Genomic DNA, 20,697 nt, shown 5'->3' with positions numbered 1-20,697 from the left:
TTAGATCGAGCGCACCATCTCCACGTGCCCGATCCCCGCCTCCTCGAACGGCTCGCCCCGCCGCTGGAAGCCCGCCCGCAGGTAGAAGTTCTCCGCCGCGAGCTGCGCATGCAGCAGCACCTCGCGGTAGCCCTGCTGCTTCGCCTCGGCCATCAGCGCATCCAGCACCTGGCGGCCGATCTGGCCGCCGCGCAGGGAGCGGCGCACGGCCATGCGGCCGATCTTGGCGACGCCGGGCACATGCTCCAGCAGCCGGCCCGTCGCCAGCGGCACGCCCAGGCGGTTGCGTGCCAGCGCATGCAGGCAGCCCGCATCGGCGGCATCCCATTCCATCTCCGCGGGGATGCGCTGTTCGTGGATGAAGACCTCCTGGCGGATCGCCGCAGCGGCGTCGCCCAGTTCGCGCCACGGGCCCAACTCCACATTGACCACGGACTGCCCGGCTTCGAAGCCGTGCATGACGTCGCGCAGCGCGTCCGGCAGGCGCAGCGGCGTCTGCGCCACCGGGTCGGCGAACACGTAGACCATGTCGGCCTGCACCAGCAACTGGTCGCCGCGGAACACCGCGCCGTCCACCTTCATCGAGCTGTTGCCGAACTCGCGGCAGCGGATGCCGATGTCCAGCCGGTCGTCGTAGCGGGCCGAGCCCAGGTAGTCCAGCGCGGCGCGGCGCACGAACAGGTCGCCGCCGAGGTGCTTCATCGTGTCCGCATAGGGCAGCGCCAGCGCGCGCCAATAGCCGCTGATGGCGGTGTCCACATAGGCCAGGTAGTGGCCGTTGAAGACGATGCCCTGGGCATCGATCTCGGCCCAGCGCACGCGCAGCGGTTCGAGGTGGTGGAAGTCCTGGCGTTTCATGGTGGTGGTGGTTCCCTGAAATGGTCTTTGATGGCGCTGGCACAGAAGTCCAGCGCCGTCAGGGCCTCGGGCAGGCTGCGGCCCATCTTGATGAAGTCGTGCGTGACGCCACGCGTCAGTTCGAGCTGCACCGGCACGCCGGCCGCGCGCAGCGTGTCGGCATAGGCCAGGCCCTCGTCGACGAGCGGGTCGGCCTCGGCCAGCAGCACGGCGGCGGGCGCAAGGCCGCTGTGGTCCTGCGCTTCCAACGGCGCGAAGCGCCAGTCGGTGCGCTCGGCCGCGTCGATGTAGTGGCTGAAGAACCACTCGATGCCTTTGGCATCGAGCAGGTAGCCCTCGGCAAAGCGGCGGTGCGAGTCGTGGCTCGCCTGCGCGGCAGTGCCGGGCGTGATGAGCAACTGCAGCGCCAGCGGCAGGCCGCGGTCGCGGGCATGGAAGGCGCAGCCCGCGGAGAGCGTGCCACCGGCGCTGTCACCGCCCACGGCCAGGCGCGTACCGTCCAGGCCCAGCGCAGCATCGGCCTGCGCGTGCAGCCAGTCGAGCGCGGCCCAGGCGTCGTCCACGGCCGCCGGGAAGCGGTGCTCGGGCGCGAGGCGGTAGTCCAGCGCCAGCACGGCCGCGCCGCTGCGGCTGCTGAGCTGGCGGCACAGGCTGTCGTGCGTCTCCAGGTCGCCGATGGTGAAGCCGCCGCCGTGCAGGTACAGCATGACCGGCAGCCTGGCGGCGCTGGGCGCATACAGCCGGGCGGGGCGACCGGCGACCACCAGGTCTTCGACGCGCGGCAGCGGCGCGCGCGGCAGGTCCAGGATCTCGGCGCCCATGCGGTAGGCGATGCGCGCGTCCCGCGGTGTCAGCGAATGGAACGGCGGCCGCTTGGCGCGCTGGATGCGCGTCAGCAGCTCGGCCATGCGGGGCGTGAGCGGTGGGTTCTTGTCGGTCATCGGGACCGCATTGTCTACAGGCCCGAAGTCCAGGCCCGACGTCGCGCGCTTGACGGCGGCGCGGCGTGCGGCGCACTACGATGAAACAAAGACAGCTCGGAGACCGACCCATGGCCCAGATCCTCTACCTGACCCGCATCGAGATCGAGTTCGGCGCGAGCCGCCTGCTGCCGGGCGAATGCGAGCGCGTCGGCATGCGGCGCCCGCTGGTCATCACGGACGCCGGCGTGCGCGCGGCCGGCGTGCTGGACGAGGCGCTGGCCGCCTTCGACGTGAAGCCGCCGGTGTTCGACCAGACGCCGTCCAATCCGACGGAGGCCGCCGTGCGCCTGGCCGTGCAGATGTGCAGGGATGCGGACTGCGACGGCCTGATCGCCATCGGTGGCGGCTCCAGCATGGACCTGGCCAAGGGCGTGGCCATCGCCGCGACGCATGACGGCCCGCTCACCACCTACGCCACCATCGAAGGCGGCTCGACCCGCATCACGTCCAAGGTGCTGCCGCTGATCGCCGTGCCGACGACCTCGGGCACCGGCAGCGAGGTGGCGCGCGGCGCCATCCTCATCGTCGACGACGGCCGCAAGCTGGGCTTTCACAACTGGGAGCTGCTGCCCAAGGCCGCCATCTGCGACCCCGCGCTGACGCTGAAGCTGCCCCCCGCGCTGACGGCGGCGACCGGCATGGACGCGATCGCGCACTGCATCGAGACCTTCCTCGCACCGGCCTTCAACCCGCCGGCCGACGGCATCGCGCTGGAGGGCCTGCGCCGCGGCTGGGGTGCCATCGAGCGCGCCACGCGGGACGGCAGCGACCGCGACGCGCGGCTGGACATGATGTGCGCCAGCGTGCACGGCGCCATGGCGTTCCAGAAGGGCCTGGGCGCCGTGCATTCGCTGAGCCATGCGCTGGGCGGCATCAACCCGCGGCTGCACCACGGCACGCTGAACGCGGTGTTCCTGCCCGCCGTCATCCGCTTCAATGCCGAGGCCGACAGCGTGAAGCGCGAACACCGCATCGCGCGGCTGTCGCAGGCCATGGGCCTGGCCGGTACGCAGGCGGGCGATGTGGCCGATGCGATCAGCGCGATGAGTGCCCGCCTGGGGCTGCCCGCGGGCCTGGCGGCGATGGGCGCCGGGCCGGATCTGGACGAACGCATCGTCACGCACGCGCTGCTCGACCATTGCCACAAGACCAACCCGCGCGTGGCCAGCGCCGACGACTACCGGGCGATGCTGGCGGCGTCGCGCTGAGACCCACCGACGCCGGGCGCCGTTGATTTTTTCGCGCTGGAGCGTGATCGAAGTCCCTGTTTTGCGGTGACGGCCGGCACACCTCGGCACTAGCATCGTTCGCTGCCCGACACCCATGGCGGGCGGGATGACCACGAGCGAGAGACAACGAGGAGATCTCCCATGATCAAGCTATCCATCGGCAAACGGCTGGCCGCCGGCTTTGCACTGGTGCTGGCCCTGGCCGCGTGCGTGATCGCGCTGGCGTCATGGCGGCTGGCCTCCACGGCCGCAGCGACGCGGCAGATGATGGACGAGCCGTTGACGAAGGAACGGCTGCTCTCGGACTGGAACCGCAACATCAACGCTGGCGTGCGCCGCACGATCGCGATCGCCAAGAGTGCCGACACGTCGCTGGTGCAGTTGTTCGCCGAGGACCAGGCGCAATCGACCAAGTCATCCTCCGAACTGCAGAAGCGCATCGAGGCGCTGATCCGCTCGCCCGAAGAGCGCGCGCTGTTCGACGAGGTCGCCAAGGCGCGCAAGGTCTACATCGACTCTCGCGAGGAGATCGTCAAGCTGAAGAAGGACGGCCAGGCCGAAGCCGCGGACAGGCAGCTGACCGAAGTGTTCGTGCCGGGCTCCAAGGTGTATCTGGCCAGGATGCAGGACTTCCTGGACCACCAGCGCGCCAGCATCGACAAGACCGGCCAGGAGATCGACGCGGCCAACAGCAGCGGCCGCGTGCTGCTGGCGGCGCTGGGCGTGGTGATGCTGGCACTGGGCGTGGTGGCGGCGTGGCGCATCACGCGCAACATCACCGCGCGGCTGGCCGCCGCGAACGAACTCGCCGAGCGCGTGGCGGACGGCAACCTGATGCGGTCGGGCCAGGGCATGGCCGCGACCGACGACGAGATCGGCCGGTTGCAGACGACGCTGCGGCGCATGCGCGAGACGCTGGCGGAGACCATCGGCGGCATCCGCGACGTGGCGGAGTCGATCAACACCGCGTCGGCCGAGATTGCCAGCGGCAACCAGGACCTGAGCGCGCGCACCGAGAAGGCGGCGTCCAGCCTGGAGGAGACCGCCAGCGCGATGGAGGAACTGACCGGCACGGTGCAGCACTCGGCCGCGTCCGCCGGCCAGGCGAACACGCTGGCCACATCCGCCGCCAGCGTGGCCCAGCGCGGCGGCGAGGTGGTGGCGCAGGTCGTCTCGACGATGGACGAGATCAACGCCAGCTCGCGCCGGATCGCCGACATCATCGGCGTCATCGACGGCATCGCGTTCCAGACCAACATCCTGGCGCTGAACGCGGCGGTGGAAGCGGCCCGTGCCGGCGAGCAGGGCCGCGGCTTCGCGGTCGTCGCCAGCGAAGTGCGCTCGCTGGCCGGCCGCAGCGCGGACGCCGCCAAGGAGATCAAGAGCCTGATCGGCAGCAGCGTCGAGCGCGTGGACGCCGGCTCGCGGCTGGTGGCCGAGGCCGGCCGCACGATGCAAGAGCTCGTGGGGGCCGTGCAGCGGGTCAAGGACATCATGGGCGAGATCACGACCGCGGCGGCCGAGCAGTCCGACGGCATTGGCCAGGTCAACATCGCCATCACGCAGCTCGACCAGGTCACGCAGCAGAACGCCGCGCTGGTGGAGCAGTCGACCGCAGCGGCCGAAAGCCTGCGCGACCAGGCACGGACGCTGGCGAGCGCGGTCGGCACCTTCCAGGTCGCGCGACGCTGATCAGGCCCGGCTGCAGCGGCGGCCGACGAAAAAAGGCCCGCCAGAAGCGGGCCGTGAACATCGAGGGTCTGACCTTGGCAATCAGCCGTGCTTGGCGTCGAAGAACTGCTCGTCTTCCGTCGAGCCCTTCAGCGCGGCGGTCGACGCGTTGGCTTCGATGGTGGTCGTCACGGCATCGAAGTAGCCGGTGCCCACCTCGCGCTGGTGCTTCACGGCGGTGAAGCCCTTCTCGGCGGCGGCGAATTCCTTCTCCTGCAGTTCGACGAAGGCACTCATCTGGTTGCGGGCGTAGCCGTGGGCCAGCTCGAACATCGAGTAGTTCAGGCTGTGGAAGCCCGCCAGCGTGATGAACTGGAACTTGTAGCCCAAAGCGCCCAGCTCGCGCTGGAACTTGGCGATGGTCGCGTCGTCCAGGTTCTTCTTCCAGTTGAAGCTGGGCGAGCAGTTGTAAGCCAGCAGCTTGCCGGGGAACTTGGCGTGGATGGCGTCGGCGAAGGCCTTGGCGAAGGCCAGGTCGGGCTTGCCGGTCTCGCACCAGATCAGGTCGGCATAGGGCGCATAGGCCAGGCCGCGGCTGATGGCCTGGTCCAGGCCGTTGCGGGTGCGGTAGAAGCCTTCGACGGTGCGCTCGCCGGTGCAGAAAGGCTTGTCGTTGTCGTCGATGTCGGCGGTGACGAGGTCGCCGGCTTCGGCATCGGTGCGGGCCACCAGCAGTGTGGGCACACCCATGGTGTCGGCCGCCAGCCGGGCGGCGACCAGCTTGGCGACGGCTTCACGCGTGGGCACGAGCACCTTGCCGCCCATGTGGCCGCACTTCTTGGCGCTGGCCAGCTGGTCTTCGAAGTGAACACCCGAGGCGCCGGCTTCGATCATGGCCTTCATCAGCTCGAAGGCGTTCAGCACGCCGCCGAAGCCGGCTTCCGCGTCGGCGACGATGGGGGCGAAATAGTCGATGTCGTCCTTGCCTTCGCTCCACTGGATCTCGTCGGCCCGCTTGAAGGTGGCGTTGATCTTCTTGACGACCTTGGGCACCGAGTCCACCGAGTACAGGGACTGGTCGGGGTACATCTCGCCGTTGCTGTTGGCGTCGCCCGCCACCTGCCAGCCGGACAGGTAGATGGCCTTCAGGCCGGCCTTGACCTGCTGCATGGCCTGGTTGCCGGTCAACGCACCCAGCGCATTGACGAAGGGCTCGCTGTTGACCAGGCCCCACAGCTTCTCGGCACCGCGCTTGGCCAGCGTGTGCTCGATCTCGACGGAGCCGCGCAGGCGCACGACGTCGGCGGCGCTGTAGCCGCGCTTGATGCCTTTCCAGCGCGGGTTCTCCGCCCAGTCTTTTTCGAGGGCGGCGATCTGTTGGTCACGGGTGAGGCGGGTCATGGAAAAGCTCCTTGCTGGACATCGAAAACCGATGGCTCAAGCCTAAGGCCTGCGCGCCGTTTGCGCAGCATCCAGTCTTCTACAAGACAAAAATCTTTGTCATTTAAAAACAATGACTTAAAGAGAATTTTTCAAATCGCAAAACTCAATTCACCATAATGAGAAATATTGCGGCACTGCAACACGGCGCCATTTCATGATTTGAAAAGTGACTTCCGAATCGTGAGAGCGCTTCGGCTGAGAATGCCCGCCACTCGGCACTCCCACCTCCAGCCCATGTCTGTCCTGCTCACTCCTCGGCTGCGCCTCGAACCGCTGGATGACCATCATTTCCAAGGCCTGCATGAGCTGAACCGCGACCCGGTCGTCATGCGCCACATCACCGGCCGCCCGGACACGCCCGAGGACACGCAGCGCATGATCGACCGCGTCAAGGCGCGCTGGGCCGAGTTGGGCTACTCGTGGTGGGCTTTCATTCGCCAGGACGACGGGCAGTTGATCGGCAGCGGCTGCATCCAGCACCTGAACCGCGACCCCGGCGGTCCGCTGGAAACCGGCTGGCGGCTGCGCCAGGACGCCTGGGGCCAGGGCTTCGCCAGCGAAGCCGCGCGCCACATGGTCGGCTGGGCATTCCGAACCCTGAAGCCCGGGCTGATCTGCGCGGTCTGCCAGCCCGAGAACACGCCCTCCTCCACCGTCATGCAGCGCCTGGGCATGACGTTCACCGGCACCGGCCGCTGGTATGACATGGATTGCGCTCGCTACGACCTCACAGCGGCGCAATGGGCCGTCAGCGCGGCACGGACGCGGTACGAGGCTGAGGCATAGTCACGCCTTCTTCAAACCCCTTGTACGGAGCACCCATGGCGAACACAGAGCAGCGCGGCAACAAGATGGCCAAGAAACCCAAGAAAGACACGGCGCCCGCCAAGGCCGCGGGCTCGGATCGCCCGGTCCCGCCGATGACGGCCGTGCTGCCCAAGGGCAAGGAAGCCAAGCTCAAGGGCAAGTGAGACCGGCCGCTGGCCAGCCACGGATTCATGCCGTGCGGCCTGCATGCCGCCGGCCTTCAGGCCGGGCTCACAGCCCGCCGACGAAGTAGCGCTTCAGGCCGGCCAGCACCATCTCGACCGCGATCGCGGTCAGCACCAGGCCCATCAGCTTCTCGATGGCGGACACCACCGAATCACCCAGCAGCTTGCGGATGCGGTCGGCCATCACCAGCGTCACGCCCGAGATCAGCATCGCGGCACTCAAGGCTCCGATCCACTCATAGATTCGGTCGGGTTGGCGCGAGGCCAGCAGCAGCACCGTCGCCATTGCCGACGGGCCCGCCAGCAGCGGCACGGCGAGCGGGAAGATCAGCGGCTCGCGCCCCGACTCCAGGCCGTAGGCCGAATCGCCCGAGCTGCCGAAGATCATGCGGATGGCGATGATCATCAGGATGACGCCGCCCGCCACCTCCAGCGAACGCTCGGACAGGTGCATCACCTGCAGGAAGCTGTCGCCGACGAACATGAAGGCGAACAGCACGCAGAACGCGATGCCCACCTCGCGCACCGCCACGCGCGTGCGCCGCTCCTTGGGCACCGCGCGCATGATGGGGATGAAGATGGGCAGGCTGCCGAGCGGGTCCAGCACCAGCAGCAGCAGGATCAGGGCGGAGAGAAAGCTGTGGTCCATCGCCACATTGTCCCAGCGCTACGCGGACCGTCAGCCGTGCCCGTGCGAATCGCGCCGGGCACGATGCACGGTTCAGAACTTGTAGTAGGCCCGTGCGAAATACGACGCGCCGTTCAGGCCGAACTGCACGCTGTCGTAGATGAAGCCGTTGTCGGTCTCGTTCGGGTCCTGCTTGGTGGGCTTCACGTTGAAGACGTTGTTGCCGCCCACGCTGAGCTTGAGCGCCGGCGTGGCTTGCCACGACAGGCCGAGGTCCATCGAGGACTTGGGCTTGTAGTACGCGTTCGGCACGCCAGCCGCGGTGCCCGAGAAAGTGCCCAGCGTCTGGGCACCGAAGTGGATGAACTTGGCCTCGCCGGTCCAGGCGCCTTCGCTGTACTCGAAGCCCAGCGTGCCCTTGGCGCGCGGCCCGCCCTGCTCGATGAAGAGGCGCTCGCGTTCGCTCAGCAGCACATCCTCGAAACCCTTCAGCGAGGCCGGCGCGTTGACGCCGGTCACCTTGGTCCGGCTGATGTTCAGCGCGAGGAAGGTGTTCAGCACACCGCTGCCCAGCTTGTTGCGCGCGGAGGCCGTCAGGTCCAGCCCGCGGGTGCGCGTGTTGACCGAGTTGACGAAGAACTGGGCCTGGCCCACGCCGAGACCCTGCAGGATGGCACCGAGCGCCGGGTAGTTGTCGGCGTCGAAGCGGCCGGACAGCACGATGCGGTCCTTGATCTTGATCTCGTACAGGTCGGCCGTGAACGAGGTGTCGGCGCTGGGCTTGGCGGTGATGCCCAGCGTGAAGTTCTTCGACTTCTCCTGCTTCAGCGCGGGCACGCCGGCGGCGTTGGCGATCTTGCTGCCGTTGGGGGCGAGCACCACGTCCAGCGCCTTGCCGCTGATGAAGTCGGTGAAGGTGGACGAGAAGTAGAGCTGCTGCAGGCTGGGTGCGCGAAAGCCCGTGCTGGCCGCGCCGCGCAGCAGCAGCGCGGGCGCCAGCTTGTAGCTGCCGGCGAGCTTGGCCGTGGTCTCGGAGCCGAAGTCGCTGTAGTGCTCGGTGCGGATCGCCGCGTCCGTGGTCAGCGACGGCGTCAGCGTGGCCTCCCAGTCGGCGTACAGCGCCTGGCTGGTGCGGGCGCGGCGGGTCGCGTCCGATGGCTGGAAGCCCGGAAAGCCCTGGCTGCCGGCGTTGCCGCCGAAGCCCACGCCGTCGGCGTCGTTGTAGGAGCCCAGCTCGCCAGCGACGATGTTGTACTTCTCGCGGCGGTACTCGGCACCGAAGGCGATGTTGCTGCCGCCCAGCAGCTCAGGGAAGAAGCGGCTGACGTCGAAGTTGGTGGTGTACTGGTCGAAGCCGAAGCCGCCGGCGTCGAAGCTGCTGGCGCTGAGGCCCTTGCCGCCGGCCAGCAGGTCCTTGTTGGCGATGGAGGCGTTCAGCGTGTGGCTGATGTTGTAGCGCAGCTTGTTGGCGCCGTAGGTCTGCGACAGGTCGGTGTCCCAGCCTGCGATGGCCGACTTCCAGCCGACGGTGAGGTAGCGGTCCTCGATCTTGCCGTTGATGAAGGGGACGAAGCCGTCCGGGTACATCGCGGCGGAGTTGCGCGACGGGATGTCGTCGGAGCCGATGCCGCCCCGGGCGAACGCGGCCGAGGACGCGTCGCGGTTCTGCGCGCCCGCCGTCACGTAGACCTTGTTGTCGCCGGCCACCGGGAACTCGCCGTTCAGGTAGACCGTCTGGTTCTCGACCTGGGTGTCGCCGATGATGCGCGGCAGGTCCTCCGGGCGCGAGCGGCTGGAGCGGCCGCGGTCCTGGTACTCGGCCGTGATGCCCAGCGTGCCGCCCCCCAGCTTCACGCCGCAGTAGGCCGACGCGAGGTAGCTCTTGCCATCACCTGCCGAGTACTGGCCGAAACCCGCCACCGCCTCGCAGCCGACGCGCTTCTTCAGCTGGATGTTGATGACCCCGGCGATCGCGTCCGAGCCGTACTGCGCCGCCGCGCCGTCGCGCAGCACCTGCACGTTGTCGATGGCCAGCAGCGGCAGCGAGTTCATGTCCGTGCCCGTCGATCCGCGGTTGCGCGCGCCGAACAGGTTCACGAGTGCCACCGTGTGGCGGCGCTTGCCGTTGACCAGCACCAGCGTCTGGTCGGAGCCCAGGCCGCGCAACGCGGCGGAGTCGATCAGGTCGGCGCCGTCCGCGCCGGTCTGGCGCGTGGAGTTGAACGACGGCGACAGGTACTGCAGCGTCTGCGCCAGGTCGAACTGGCCGCCGCCTTCGGCCGCCTTGCCCATCGAGTAGATGTCCACCGGCACCAGCGTGTCGGTGGCCGACGCAGCGGGCAGCGTCTTGCGCGAGCCGACAACCGTGACGCGTTCCAGGCTGCTGGCCTCCTGGGCCGTGACGGCGGCGGCGCCGAACAGGCCGAGCGCGGCAGCGGCAATGGGCAGCAGGCGGGAAGCGGACATGACAACTCCGAGGGTTTTGCAATGCCGCGGGAGTTTGCGCGCGATCCCGCCGCGCCCGCCCCCCCTGAGCACCGTCTGTTGTGCGCCGCTCACAGGGGTCAGCCCCGAGGGTGATGCTGGGCGTGCAAGGCCTTCAGGCGCTCACGCGCCACATGGGTGTAGATCTGCGTCGTGGACAGGTCGGCATGCCCCAAAAGGAGTTGCACGGCCCGCAGGTCCGCACCATGGTTGAGCAGATGCGTCGCGAAGGCGTGGCGCAGCGTGTGCGGCGACAGCGGCGCCGTGATGCCGGCCACCAGCGCATGCCGCTTGACCAGCGTCCAGAACATCTGCCGCGTCATGCCCGCGCCGCGCGCGGTGACGAAGAGGTCGTCGCTCCCCTGCCCCGCCAGGATGTCCGCGCGGGCCTCGCGCACGTAGCGAACCAGCCAGTCGCGCGCATGCTCGCCGAATGGCACGATGCGCGACTTGCTGCCTTTGCCGGTGACGTGCAGCACCATGTCCTTGAACGCGACGTGGGCGCTCTTGAGCGTCACCAGCTCCGTGACCCGCAGGCCGCTGGCGTACATCAGCTCCAGCATGGCGCGGTCGCGCAGGCCCAGCGCGGTGTCCACGTCGGGCGCGGCGAGCAGCGCCGAGACCTGGGCCTCGCTGAGCAGCTTGGGCACGCGCAGCGGCTGCCTGGCAGCCGTCAGCTTGAGCGTCGGGTCGGCATGAATGCGGCCCTCGCGCAGCGCCCAGCGGAAGTAGCGCTTGAACACCGACAGCCGCCGGTTCGCGCTCGTCGCCTTGCCGCCGGGCCTGGCGACGGCGTACTCGAAGAGCCGGGCTTCGGTGCAGTCATCCAGCGCCTGAGGCGCCAGCCACGCCGCCAGCGCGGTCAGGTCGCGCCGGTAGGCCGCCTGCGTGTTGGCGCTCAGGCCGTCTTCCAGCCAGAGCGCCTCGATGAAGGACTCGATCGCTGGATCAAGGGCTTTACCGCCCATGCGGCATTTGCAGTTCGGGCCGGGCACCGGACCGCTCCCAGGCCGGCCCGCTTTGGCGATGTGCTTGCCGGTCAATCCGGCAAGCATCGCCGTCCCCTCGGGGGACCGGCCAAGGCAATCCTTGGGCGAGGGGCTTCACATCAATCAAGCTTCAGCTTCTGCGTCGCGACGACCCGCTTGTAGACCTCGAACTCCGCCGCGATCTGCGCGGCGAACTGCTCCGGCGTGTTGGCCACGATCAGCGAGCCGGTGTCCTCGATGCGCTTCTTCACCTCGGGGATCTCGATCGCCTTCTTCATCGCGTTGTGCACCTTGTCGACGACCTCGCGCGACAACCCCTTGGGGCCCTGGATGCCGTAGTAGGCCATGCGGTTGACGGGCTCCAGGCCCACTTCCTTGAACGTCGGCACGTTGGGCAGCACGGCCAGCCGCTGCGGGGCGGCGATGACGATGGGGATGAGCCGGCCGTCCTTGATGAACGGCAGCGCCGACGGCAGGTTGTCGAAGATCATGGGCACCTGGCCGGCCACCGTGTCGTTCAGCGCCGGGCCGGCGCCGCGGTACGGGATGTGCAGCACGAACACGCCGGCCAGCGACTTGTACAACTCCATCTGCATGTGGCCGATGCCGCCGGTGCCGGACGTCGCGTAGCTGTGCTTGGCCGGGTTCTTCTTGAGCTCGGCGACGAAGCCCGCGTAGTCGCGCGCCGGGAAGCTCGGGTGCACGGCGATGATGTTGGGCGTCGCCGCGACGTTGATGATGGGCGTGAAGTCGGTCAGCGGGTTGTAGGCGATCTTGGGGTTGATCGCGGGGTTGGACGCCGTGGTGGACACGGTCGCCACGCCCAGCGTGTAGCCGTCCGGCGCCGAGCGCACGATCTCGGTGGCGCCCACCGTGCCGCCGCCGCCGGCCTTGTTGTCCACGATCATGGTCTGGCCCAGCAGGCTGGTCATGCGTTCCGAGACGATGCGGGCAATGATGTCCGTCGTGCCACCGGGCGCGAACGGCACGATGAGGCGCACCGGCTTGGCCGGGTAGCCATCGGCCCAGGCGAGCGGGCTCAGCCCGGTCAGTGCAGCGGCTTGGATCAGGGAACGGCGTTGCATGGGGTCGGTCTCCGTGGTTGTGAGGCCGATGCTAGTTCAGGATGACTGTCCCAGCAGCCCCGAACGCAGCCGCGCATCGCTGTTGCGGTCGCCCAGGAACACCTTCAGGAACGCCGTGTAGAAGTCCTGCCCCTCCACGGGTTTGCCCCAGGTCTTGCCATTGACGGTGAGCACGGTGCCGCCCTGCTCGGGCAGGTAGTCGATGCGCAGCAGGTCGCCCTTCTTCACGCGGCCGACATCGCCGACGGCGGTGTTGAACTGGCGCACCCGCTCGGCCAAGGCGGCCTTCTCGGCCTCGGTGCAGTTGCGCTGCACGCCCTTGTCGATGGCCTTGACAAACTCCTGCGTCGACACGTCCTTCACGAGCGGGATGACGATGCGCAGTTCCAGCCGCTTCGGCCCAGCCTGGGCATAGATGGCGTCGGGCGATGCGGACTTCTGCGGCAGGTACAACGCGGCGAGATACAGCGGATACACGGCCACCTGCCGCTTGCCGGCGCCGTTGAGCTGCAGCGTGGCGCCCTCCAGCTGCAGCGTGTCGGGGAACTCCTGGCCTTCATAGCGCACGGCATGGGCAGGCAGGCAGGCGGCACCGGCCAGGGCGAGGGCGGCGACGCGGCGACTCAGGGACAAGGTCATTCGAAGGCTCCAACGGAAGGCGGTTCGGAAGATAACGCGGCAGGCCGCATCGGCGCGGACAAGGCCCAGGCGATGTGCTCGGCCACCAACGCGTCGGCACCCGGCGCGGCCCGCTGCAGCGCGGCGCGCAGCGCGGCGTCGTCGCGCAGCCGCAGCGCATTGCCGGCAGCCACGGCCAGGTTGCGCCGCCAGCGCGCGAAGCCGATGCGGCGGATGGCCGAGCCTTCGGTGCGGCGCAGGAACTCGGTCTCGTCCCAAGCCAGCAATACAGCAATCGGCGTTCCCGCCATGCCCGGGCGCGCGTCGAAGTCCGCCAGCACCGCCGGTTGTGCGAACTTGTTCCACGGGCAGGCGAGCTGGCAGTCGTCGCAGCCGTAGATGCGGTTGCCCAGCGCCGGGCGCAATTCCAGCGGGATGGGGCCGTCGTGCTCGATGGTCAGGTAGGAGATGCAGCGGCGCGCATCGACGCGGTAGGGTGCCGTGATGGCCGCCGTGGGGCAGATGTCGATGCAGGCACTGCACTCGCCGCAGTGGGCGGTGACGGGCGCGGTCAGTGGCAGGTCGAGGTCGACGAAGATTTCGCCGAGGAAGAACATCGACCCCGCGTCGCGGCTCAGCGTCAACGTGTGCTTGCCGCGCCAGCCGAGGCCGGAGCGGGCCGCCAGCTCCACCTCCAGCACCGGCGCGGAGTCGGTGAACACGCGGTGGCCGAACGGCCCGACCTCCTGCGCCAGCCGGTCGGCCAGTTTTTGCAAACGGTTGCGCAACACCTTGTGATAGTCGCGGCCGCGGGCATAGAGGGAGATCTGCGCTTGCGACGGCTGAGCCAGCCCGGCCCACTCGACGGCCTGCCAGCCGGGCTCGGTGCCGGGTTGGGTGTCACGCGGCAGGTAGTCCATGCGTGCCGTGAGGACGCGCAGCGTGCCGGGCACCAGCTCGGCCGGCCGGGCACGCTTGAGGCCGTGCGCGGCCATGTAGTGCATGCGGCCGTGGTGGCCGGCGTCCAGCCAGGCCTGCAGTCCCGGCTCGGCGCTGCTCAGGTCCACGTCGGCCACGGCGATCTGTGAGAATCCCAGCTCACGAGCCCAGCCGCGCAAACGCTTCATCAGCAGGGCGGCATCGACAGTGAACGGGACCTCTTGCATTTGGCTGCGATTCTAGAAACCGAACTGCTCTGGACGGATGAGTCCTCGGCACAGGCCACCGCCCAACGTCTGGCGGCGGCATTGCTCCCCTCCCCCAACGCCGTCGTCGAACTGCACGGCCCGCTTGGCGCCGGCAAGACGACCTTCGTGCGGCTGCTGCTGCGCGCGCTGGGGGTCGAGGGCCGCATCAAGAGCCCGAGCTATGCGGTGATGGAGGTCTACGACCTGCCGGCAGCTTCGGGCGGTGGCGTGGCCAGCCACTTCGACTTCTATCGCTTCGGCGACCCGCGCGAGTGGGAGGACGCCGGCTTTCGCGACGTCTTCGCCGCGCCCGGCCTCAAGCTCTGCGAGTGGCCCGAGAAGGCGGCCGGCCAGTTGCCGCCGGCCGATCTGCAGCTTTTCATCGAGCTGATGCCCGATGACCGCCGCCGCGTGCGCGCCGTCGGCGCCCGCCGGCTCGTGCAGGCGCTGGCATGACGGTGCGGCGCCGCACCTCGCTGGGCCTGCTCGCGCTGCTGCTGAAGGCCCCCGACACGCTGGCCGCGCCCACGTCGGCGGGCGAGGCCAGCATCGTCGCCGTGCGCGTGTGGCCGGCGCAGGAGTACACGCGCGTCACGCTGGAGTCCGACAAGCCGCTGGCGGCCAAGCATTTCCTCGTCGAGTCGCCGCACCGCCTGGTCATCGACATCGACGGGCTGACGCTGAGCCCGGGCCTGCGCGAGCTGATCGGCAAGGTCAAGCCCGACGACCCCTACATCACCGGCGTGCGCGTAGGCCAGAACACGCCCACCGTCGTGCGCATCGTGCTGGACCTGCGCCAACCCGTGGCACCGCAGATCTTCACGCTGGCGCCGGTGGCCGCGTACAAGCACCGGCTCGTCTTCGACCTCTACCCCAAGTTCCAGGCCGACCCGCTGGTGGCGCTGGTCAACGAGCGCGACAAGCCGCCCGCCGCCACGGCGCCGTCCCCCGCGAAGAACGCCGAGGCCGCGGCCAGTGCCGTCAACGACGCGCTGGGCGAGCTGATCCAGAAGATCGAACGCCCGCCTACACCGCCTACACCGCCTACACCGCCTGCACCTCCGGCTTCCGCGCCCGTGGCCGTCGCGGCGGCGCCCAGGCCCGCGCCGCCGCCAGCGCCAAAGCCCGAGCCCAAGGTCGATAGCCTCATCGTCATCGCGCTGGACCCCGGCCACGGCGGCGAAGACCCCGGCGCCGTCGGCCCCTCGGGCCTGCGCGAGAAGGACGTCGTGCTGGCCGTCGCGCTGAAGCTGCGCGAACGGCTGCAGGCCAACGCCAACATCCGCGTGCTGATGACGCGCGACGCCGACTTCTTCGTGCCGCTGCACGAGCGCGTGCGCAAGGCGCGGCGCGTGCAGGCCGACCTGTTCGTCTCCATCCACGCCGACGCCTTCATCAACCGCCAGGCGCGCGGCGCCTCGGTGTTCGCGCTGTCCGACGGCGCCGCCACCAGCGCCGCCGCGCGCTGGATGGCCGACAAGGAAAACGCGGCCGACCTCGTCGGCGGCATCAACGTCGGCGCGGCCACCAAGGACGCCCACGTGCTGCGCGCGCTGCTGGACATGAGCACCACGGCACAGATCAAGGACAGCCTCAGGCTCGGCGGCGAGGTGCTGGGGCAGATCGGCCGCGTCGGCAAGCTGCACAAGCCACGCGTCGAGCAGGCCGGCTTCGCCGTGCTGAAGGCACCGGACATCCCCAGCATCCTCGTCGAGACCGCCTTCATCTCCAACCCGGAGGAAGAGAGCAAGCTGCGCGACCCGGCCTACCAGGACCAGCTGGTGGACGCGCTGGCGTCGGGCATCGCGAAGTACTTTGCCAAAAATCCACCGATGGCGAGAAAGCGCAGCACGACGCTGTGAAGCTTGGGCGTCAACGACAGGGGCCAGCACCCAACACGGCCCTGAACGTCTCGACGTAGTCCTGCCAACTGACGGGCATGGCTGGATAGAAAGGCGCAACAGCCGATTCGAGAAGCACATACGCCGCCCAAAGAATCAGCGGAAACAGCAGCCTGCGCGACAAAGTACTCGGCCGGCGCCCCGGCCAGGCCACGGCCGCCAACGTGAGCGCGCAGGCCATGAGGCGGAAAAGGTCCGACTTCCACGCATGATTGCCGCAGGACCAGAGTCCGAAGTAGACGGCGCCTGCCAAGACCCAGACGCATGCCAGGCCGGCGACCACGTCGCCGCATTCCGGTCGCCATTGAGCGCTGCGCCTCACGCTAGAACTTCCACCGCCAGCCCAGCCCGTACGGCAACTCACTCGGCCCGAAAAGGACATGCAGCACTCGACGGCGACCCGTCGCCGCCGTCGCCTTGGATGACGCGTGCAGCACGAGCGGGCGCATCAGCAGCGCATCGCCGGCCCGCGCATCCGCCGCCACGTCGCCGAAGTGCTCGCGCCATTGCCACGCGCTGGCTTCGTCGAGTACGCCGTCACGGTGCGAGCCAGGCACGAAGCGCAGCCCGCCATCGGCTTGGGTCGCGTCGTCCAGATGCAGCCGCAAGGCCAGCATGCGACGAAGCAGTTCCGCTGGCGCCAGCACGAACTGCCGGCCCGACTTGACGGACCAGCTGCTCAGCGCGGCGTGATCGACCCGGTCACGCACCGGAATGGCCAGGTCTTGGTGCGGCGCGACCAGCCAGTTGCGGTCCGGAGATTTCTCGAACAGCGTGCACTGCACGGCCACGCTATCGTGCGGCAGATAGGGCTGCAGTTGAGGCAGGCCCTTCAGCCAGCGCGCCAGCCTCTGGCACCACGGCTGATCCAGCAATTCGCGCTGACCGGCCGCACCGGGGGGCAGCGTCGAGAGTTCAGCGATCAGTGACTGCCGCTGTTCCGGCGCCAACAGGCCCGGCAGCAGGCGGAAGCCTTCAGGGAGGGCATCGTCGTGGAAAGCCGGCATGGCCGGCGTTCTACCACTGGATCAGCAGCATTTCCCGACGCGCGCGCTGTAGCGCGCCGCCTGCCGCTCCCTGAAGAACTCTTCGTAGGTCATCGCCGCGCGCTCCGGGTGCGTGGCCTGGTGGTGGGCCAGGTAGCTGCCGTAGTCCGGCACGCCCACCATCAGCCGCAGGCCCTGCGTGAGGTAGCGACCGGCTTTCGCCAGGTCGCCGCGCTCAAGCATGCTGGCCCGCCGGCAGCGGCACGAAGGCCGTTTCCTGCGCCGTGGCCTTGGTGGACCGGCGAGCGGCGAGGATGGCCTTCACGCTGTAGACCGCCACGCTGATGACGACGAACATGAACAACGCGCACAACGCGGCGTCCAGCCGGTCGTTGAAGACGACGCGCTCCATCGCCGCCAGCGACTTGGCCGGCGCCAGCACGCTGCCTTCGGCGATCGCCGCGGCGTACTTGTCGGCATGGGCCAGGAAGCCGAGCTTGGGGTCGGGCGAGAAGATCTTCAGCCAGCCGGCCGTCATCGTGCAGGCCAGCAGCCAGGCCGCCGGCAGCGCGGTCACCCAGGCATAGCGGTCCTTCTTCATCTTGAAGATGACGACGGTGCCCAGCAGCAGCGCGACGGCAGCCAGCATCTGGTTGGCGATGCCGAACAGCGGCCACAGCGTGTTGATGCCGCCCAGCGGATCGACGACGCCCTGGTACAGGAAGTAGCCCCAGGCCGCCACGCACAGGCCGGTGGCGATGAAGTTGGCCACCCAGCTCTCGGTGCGCTTGAGCGACGGCACGAAGCTGCCCAGCAGGTCCTGCAGCATGAAGCGGCCGGCGCGCGTGCCGGCGTCCACGGCGGTCAGGATGAAGAGCGCCTCGAACAGGATGGCGAAGTGGTACCAGAAGGCCATCATGGCCTTGCCGCCGATGACCTGGTGCAGGATCTCGGCCATGCCCACGGCCAGTGTCGGCGCGCCGCCGGCACGCGCCAGGATGGTCTTCTCGCCCACATCGCTGGCGGCCTGCGTCAGCATCTCGGGCGTGACGACGAAGCCCCAGGTGGACAGCGTCTGCGCGACCGTGGCGGCATCCTTGCCGACGACCGCGGCCGGGCTGTTCATCGCGAAGTACACGCCCGGCTCGATGCACGAGGCCGCCACCAGCGCCATCACCGCGACGAAGCTCTCGGCCAGCATGCCGCCGTAGCCGATGTAGCGGGCATGCGTCTCGTTCTCCAGCAGCTTCGGGCTGGTGCCCGAAGAGATCAACGCGTGGAAGCCCGACACCGCGCCGCAGGCGATGGTGATGAACAGGAAGGGGAACAGGCTGCCCGCCCACACCGGGCCACCGCCGGCGGCGAACTGCGTCAACGCCGGCATCTTCAGCGGCGGCGCGACGACGACGATGCCGATGGCCAGCGCGATGATGGTGCCGATCTTCAGGAAGGTGCTGAGGTAGTCGCGCGGCGCCAGCAGCAGCCACACCGGGATGCAGGCGGCGACGAAGCCGTACGCAATCAGCGCCCAGACCAGTTGCACGGGCGTGAAGGTGAAGGCGTGCGACAGCGTGGGATGCTCGCTGACCCACTGGCCGCCGAAGATGGCCGCCATCAGCAGCGCGAAGCCGATCACCGACACCTCGCCGATGCGCCCCGGGCGGATGAAGCGCAGGTACACGCCCATGAACAGCGCCACCGGGATGGTGGCGGCCACGGTGAACGTGCCCCAGGGCGAATCCGCCAGCGCCTTGACGACGATCAACGCCAGCACCGCCAGGATGATGATCATGATCATGAACGCGCCGAACAGCGCGATCAGCCCGGGCACCGTGCCCATCTCCTGCTTGATCAGGTCGCCCAGCGAGCGGCCATCGCGGCGCGTGGAGATGAAGAGGACGATGAAGTCCTGCACCGCGCCGGCAAAGACCACGCCGGCCAGGATCCACAGCAGACCGGGCAGGTAGCCCATCTGCGCGGCGAGCACCGGCCCGACCAGCGGCCCGGCACCGGCGATGGCCGCGAAGTGGTGGCCGTACAGCACGTGCTTGTTGGTGGGCACGTAGTCGAGGCCGTCGTTGTACTTCCACGCGGGCGTCTGGCGACGCGCGTCCAGCCCCAGCACCTGGTCGGCGATGAACAGGCTGTAGTAGCGGTAGGCGATGAGGTAGGTGCACAAGGCGGCGGCGACGATCCACAGCGCGCTGATCGTCTCGCCGCGGCTCAGGGCCACGGTGGCGAGGGATGCAGCGCCCAGGATCGCGACGCCCGCCCACACGAGGTGGCGGCGCAGATTCATGAGGCTTGTCTCCGATTCGCGGCGCGCACGTCGAAAGAGGCGGCGCTACCGTGCGGGCAGTTTCGGGAAACAGGCCGGCCCCGGCATCGGTCAAGCCACGCAGCGCAGGTGCGCGGCATCACTTAAGGGTCAACCCGCATCGCCGCGCTGCATTGAGGACGCGTCGAGCCTGTGCGCGCGGCGACTGGAGCGCCCTGCGCGCCGGCATCGACCACTGGTACGGCCATGCGATGGATCGGTCCACGAACATCGTCGCCGGACCCATCTGTCCTTCGCACCCGCGATGCACCGCCCCGCTGATCATCTCGCGCGCCGCGGATGGCCAGCTGAAAGGCATCCTGCCGATCAGGACGGCGTAGCCGGTGCCGGGACACCGGCGCACAAAGTCGACGAAGGCCCTCAGCGGCGCCGGCAACAGGCGCCGGCCCGCGTAATACAGGAACGGCCCGGAGAAGCCCGGCCACCACGGCTCCAGCACGGGCAGCAGCTCGCCGCGGTCCAGGTGGGGGCGCAGCCAGTCCTCGAACAGGTAGACGATGCCGCCACCCGCCAACGCGACATCCACGGCCAAGTCGGTCGCCGTGCCCAGGCCCACGATCAGCGGCCCGCCCGGCTCCACCTTGACGGTCTCGCCGTCACGTTCGAACTCCCACGCGCTGATGGCCCGGTTCGCAAAGCGGCCGCGCATGCAGGCATGGCCCAGCAGGTCGCGCGGGTGCTCGGGGCGGCCCCGGCGCGCGAGGTAGTCGGGCGACGCCGCCGTCGCGAAGCGCTGCCGGCGCGGGCCGATGGGAATGGCCACCATGTCCTGCTCCAGCCGCTCTTCGTAACGGATGCCGGCGTCGTAGCCCTCCGCGACCAGGTCCACGAAGCGCTCCTCCGCCGTCACCTCCAGGCAGATGTCCGGATACGCAGCCAGGAATGGCGGCACGATGTGGGGCAGCACCAGCCGCGCGGCGCTGACGGGCACGTTCAGCCGCAGCCGGCCCGCGGGCCGCTCGCGGAAGCCATTGACCACGTCAAGCGCCAACTCGACCTCGGCCAGGGCCGGCTGCAGCCGCTCCAGCAACCGCGCGCCGGCATCCGTGGGTGCGACGTTGCGCGTCGTGCGGTGCAGCAGCCGAACGCCGAGCTTGGTTTCCAGCCGGCGCAGTGCTTCGCTCAGGCGTGACGCGCTGGTGCCGGTGGCTCGCGCCGCGCCGCGAAAGCCGCCAGCGCGCGCCACCGCGGCGAACGCCGCCAAGTCTTCGAGATCCGCCATTGTTCTGAATTCCGCACGACCCGTGTTGATTGCGCCGGATTATCAAGCGCCGGTCGAATTCCTACAGTGGCGCCATCCACTTT

Annotated in this window: 18 protein-coding genes and 1 pseudogene; 6 read left to right on the top strand and 13 right to left on the bottom strand. The window is 69.0% G+C overall.

The genetic code is table 11. The features are described 5' to 3' along the window. Both ACO07H_RS11675 and ACO07H_RS11670 read right to left on the bottom strand, forming a co-directional pair. Positions 1 to 858 carry a YbgC/FadM family acyl-CoA thioesterase gene (locus ACO07H_RS11675; RefSeq protein ID WP_422014248.1) on the bottom strand — a complete coding sequence of 286 codons (858 nt, stop codon included), beginning with the start codon at positions 856 to 858 and terminating at the stop codon, positions 1 to 3. After that, positions 855 to 1,799, bottom strand: coding sequence for an alpha/beta hydrolase (locus ACO07H_RS11670; protein WP_422014246.1), 945 nt, complete (start codon positions 1,797 to 1,799; stop codon positions 855 to 857). Before ACO07H_RS11670 ends, ACO07H_RS11675 begins: the two co-directional genes overlap by 4 nt. A gap of 110 nt (positions 1,800 to 1,909) precedes the next feature. Between ACO07H_RS11670 and ACO07H_RS11665 the strand changes: the two genes are divergently transcribed. Further along, on the top strand, positions 1,910 to 3,049 hold the full coding sequence (locus ACO07H_RS11665; RefSeq protein ID WP_422014244.1) for an iron-containing alcohol dehydrogenase: 1,140 nt from the start codon (positions 1,910 to 1,912) through the stop codon (positions 3,047 to 3,049). A gap of 162 nt (positions 3,050 to 3,211) precedes the next feature. Then, positions 3,212 to 4,762 carry a methyl-accepting chemotaxis protein gene (locus ACO07H_RS11660; RefSeq protein WP_422014242.1) on the top strand — a complete coding sequence of 517 codons (1,551 nt, stop codon included), beginning with the start codon at positions 3,212 to 3,214 and terminating at the stop codon, positions 4,760 to 4,762. An 81-nt stretch (positions 4,763 to 4,843) separates the two neighbouring features. Here the strand turns inward: ACO07H_RS11660 and aceA are convergent, their stop codons facing one another. After that, positions 4,844 to 6,142, bottom strand: coding sequence for an isocitrate lyase (gene aceA / locus ACO07H_RS11655; RefSeq protein WP_422014240.1), 1,299 nt, complete (start codon positions 6,140 to 6,142; stop codon positions 4,844 to 4,846). A 276-nt stretch (positions 6,143 to 6,418) separates the two neighbouring features. Here aceA and ACO07H_RS11650 point away from each other — a divergent pair, with 276 nt between their 5' ends. Together ACO07H_RS11650 and ACO07H_RS11645 are read left to right on the top strand one after the other, a co-directional pair. Further along, positions 6,419 to 6,970, top strand: a complete 552-nt coding sequence (locus tag ACO07H_RS11650) for a GNAT family N-acetyltransferase (RefSeq protein ID WP_422014238.1) — start codon at positions 6,419 to 6,421, stop codon at positions 6,968 to 6,970. A 35-nt stretch (positions 6,971 to 7,005) separates the two neighbouring features. Next, positions 7,006 to 7,155, top strand: a complete 150-nt coding sequence (locus ACO07H_RS11645) for a hypothetical protein (protein WP_422014236.1) — start codon at positions 7,006 to 7,008, stop codon at positions 7,153 to 7,155. 67 nt (positions 7,156 to 7,222) lie between these two features. On the opposite strand, the gene ACO07H_RS11640 is transcribed toward ACO07H_RS11645, so the two are convergent. From ACO07H_RS11640 to queG, 6 genes are all read right to left on the bottom strand, one after another. Further along, positions 7,223 to 7,825: a MarC family protein gene (locus ACO07H_RS11640; RefSeq protein ID WP_422014234.1), complete on the bottom strand. Its 603-nt coding sequence runs from the start codon at positions 7,823 to 7,825 to the stop codon at positions 7,223 to 7,225. A gap of 72 nt (positions 7,826 to 7,897) precedes the next feature. Further along, positions 7,898 to 10,270 carry a TonB-dependent receptor plug domain-containing protein gene (locus ACO07H_RS11635; RefSeq protein WP_422014232.1) on the bottom strand — a complete coding sequence of 791 codons (2,373 nt, stop codon included), beginning with the start codon at positions 10,268 to 10,270 and terminating at the stop codon, positions 7,898 to 7,900. Positions 10,271 to 10,368: 98 nt separating this feature from the next. After that, positions 10,369 to 11,256 carry a site-specific tyrosine recombinase XerD gene (xerD, locus tag ACO07H_RS11630; protein ID WP_422014230.1) on the bottom strand — a complete coding sequence of 296 codons (888 nt, stop codon included), beginning with the start codon at positions 11,254 to 11,256 and terminating at the stop codon, positions 10,369 to 10,371. Positions 11,257 to 11,396: 140 nt separating this feature from the next. Further along, positions 11,397 to 12,362: a tripartite tricarboxylate transporter substrate binding protein BugE gene (locus ACO07H_RS11625; RefSeq protein WP_422014228.1), complete on the bottom strand. Its 966-nt coding sequence runs from the start codon at positions 12,360 to 12,362 to the stop codon at positions 11,397 to 11,399. Between the two features lie 36 nt (positions 12,363 to 12,398). Then, positions 12,399 to 13,001, bottom strand: coding sequence for a chalcone isomerase family protein (locus tag ACO07H_RS11620; protein WP_422014226.1), 603 nt, complete (start codon positions 12,999 to 13,001; stop codon positions 12,399 to 12,401). Continuing rightward, a complete protein-coding gene (queG, locus tag ACO07H_RS11615) occupies positions 12,998 to 14,146 on the bottom strand; it encodes a tRNA epoxyqueuosine(34) reductase QueG (protein WP_422014224.1) in 1,149 nt (382 codons plus the stop codon). Before queG ends, ACO07H_RS11620 begins: the two co-directional genes overlap by 4 nt. Here queG and tsaE point away from each other — a divergent pair, their 5' ends adjacent. Then, entirely contained in the window at positions 14,147 to 14,623 is a 477-nt protein-coding gene (gene tsaE, locus ACO07H_RS11610; protein ID WP_422014222.1) for a tRNA (adenosine(37)-N6)-threonylcarbamoyltransferase complex ATPase subunit type 1 TsaE, read from the top strand. Continuing rightward, a complete protein-coding gene (locus ACO07H_RS11605; RefSeq protein WP_422014220.1) occupies positions 14,620 to 16,029 on the top strand; it encodes an N-acetylmuramoyl-L-alanine amidase in 1,410 nt (469 codons plus the stop codon). Before tsaE ends, ACO07H_RS11605 begins: the two co-directional genes overlap by 4 nt. 362 nt (positions 16,030 to 16,391) lie before the next feature. Here the strand turns inward: ACO07H_RS11605 and ACO07H_RS11600 are convergent, their stop codons facing one another. The 4 genes and pseudogenes from ACO07H_RS11600 to ACO07H_RS11585 form a co-directional block, all read right to left on the bottom strand. Continuing rightward, the gene (locus tag ACO07H_RS11600; protein ID WP_422014218.1) at positions 16,392 to 17,075 is read right to left on the bottom strand and encodes a phytanoyl-CoA dioxygenase family protein; all 684 of its coding nucleotides are present in this window, start codon (positions 17,073 to 17,075) and stop codon (positions 16,392 to 16,394) included. Between the two features lie 21 nt (positions 17,076 to 17,096). Continuing rightward, complete coding sequence (locus tag ACO07H_RS11595; protein ID WP_422014216.1) at positions 17,097 to 17,297, bottom strand: YbdD/YjiX family protein; 201 nt, start codon at positions 17,295 to 17,297, stop codon at positions 17,097 to 17,099. Beyond that, complete coding sequence (locus ACO07H_RS11590; protein ID WP_422014214.1) at positions 17,290 to 19,353, bottom strand: carbon starvation CstA family protein; 2,064 nt, start codon at positions 19,351 to 19,353, stop codon at positions 17,290 to 17,292. Before ACO07H_RS11590 ends, ACO07H_RS11595 begins: the two co-directional genes overlap by 8 nt. A 376-nt stretch (positions 19,354 to 19,729) precedes the next feature. Continuing rightward, positions 19,730 to 20,614, bottom strand: a pseudogene (locus ACO07H_RS11585) (LysR substrate-binding domain-containing protein); the annotation flags it as partial. Between the last annotated feature and the right edge of the window lie 83 nt (positions 20,615 to 20,697).

This window comes from Roseateles sp. (assembly GCF_965229315.1).
Lineage (GTDB): Bacteria > Pseudomonadota > Gammaproteobacteria > Burkholderiales > Burkholderiaceae_C > Pelomonas.
This window is presented reverse-complemented; position numbering and strand designations above follow the sequence as displayed.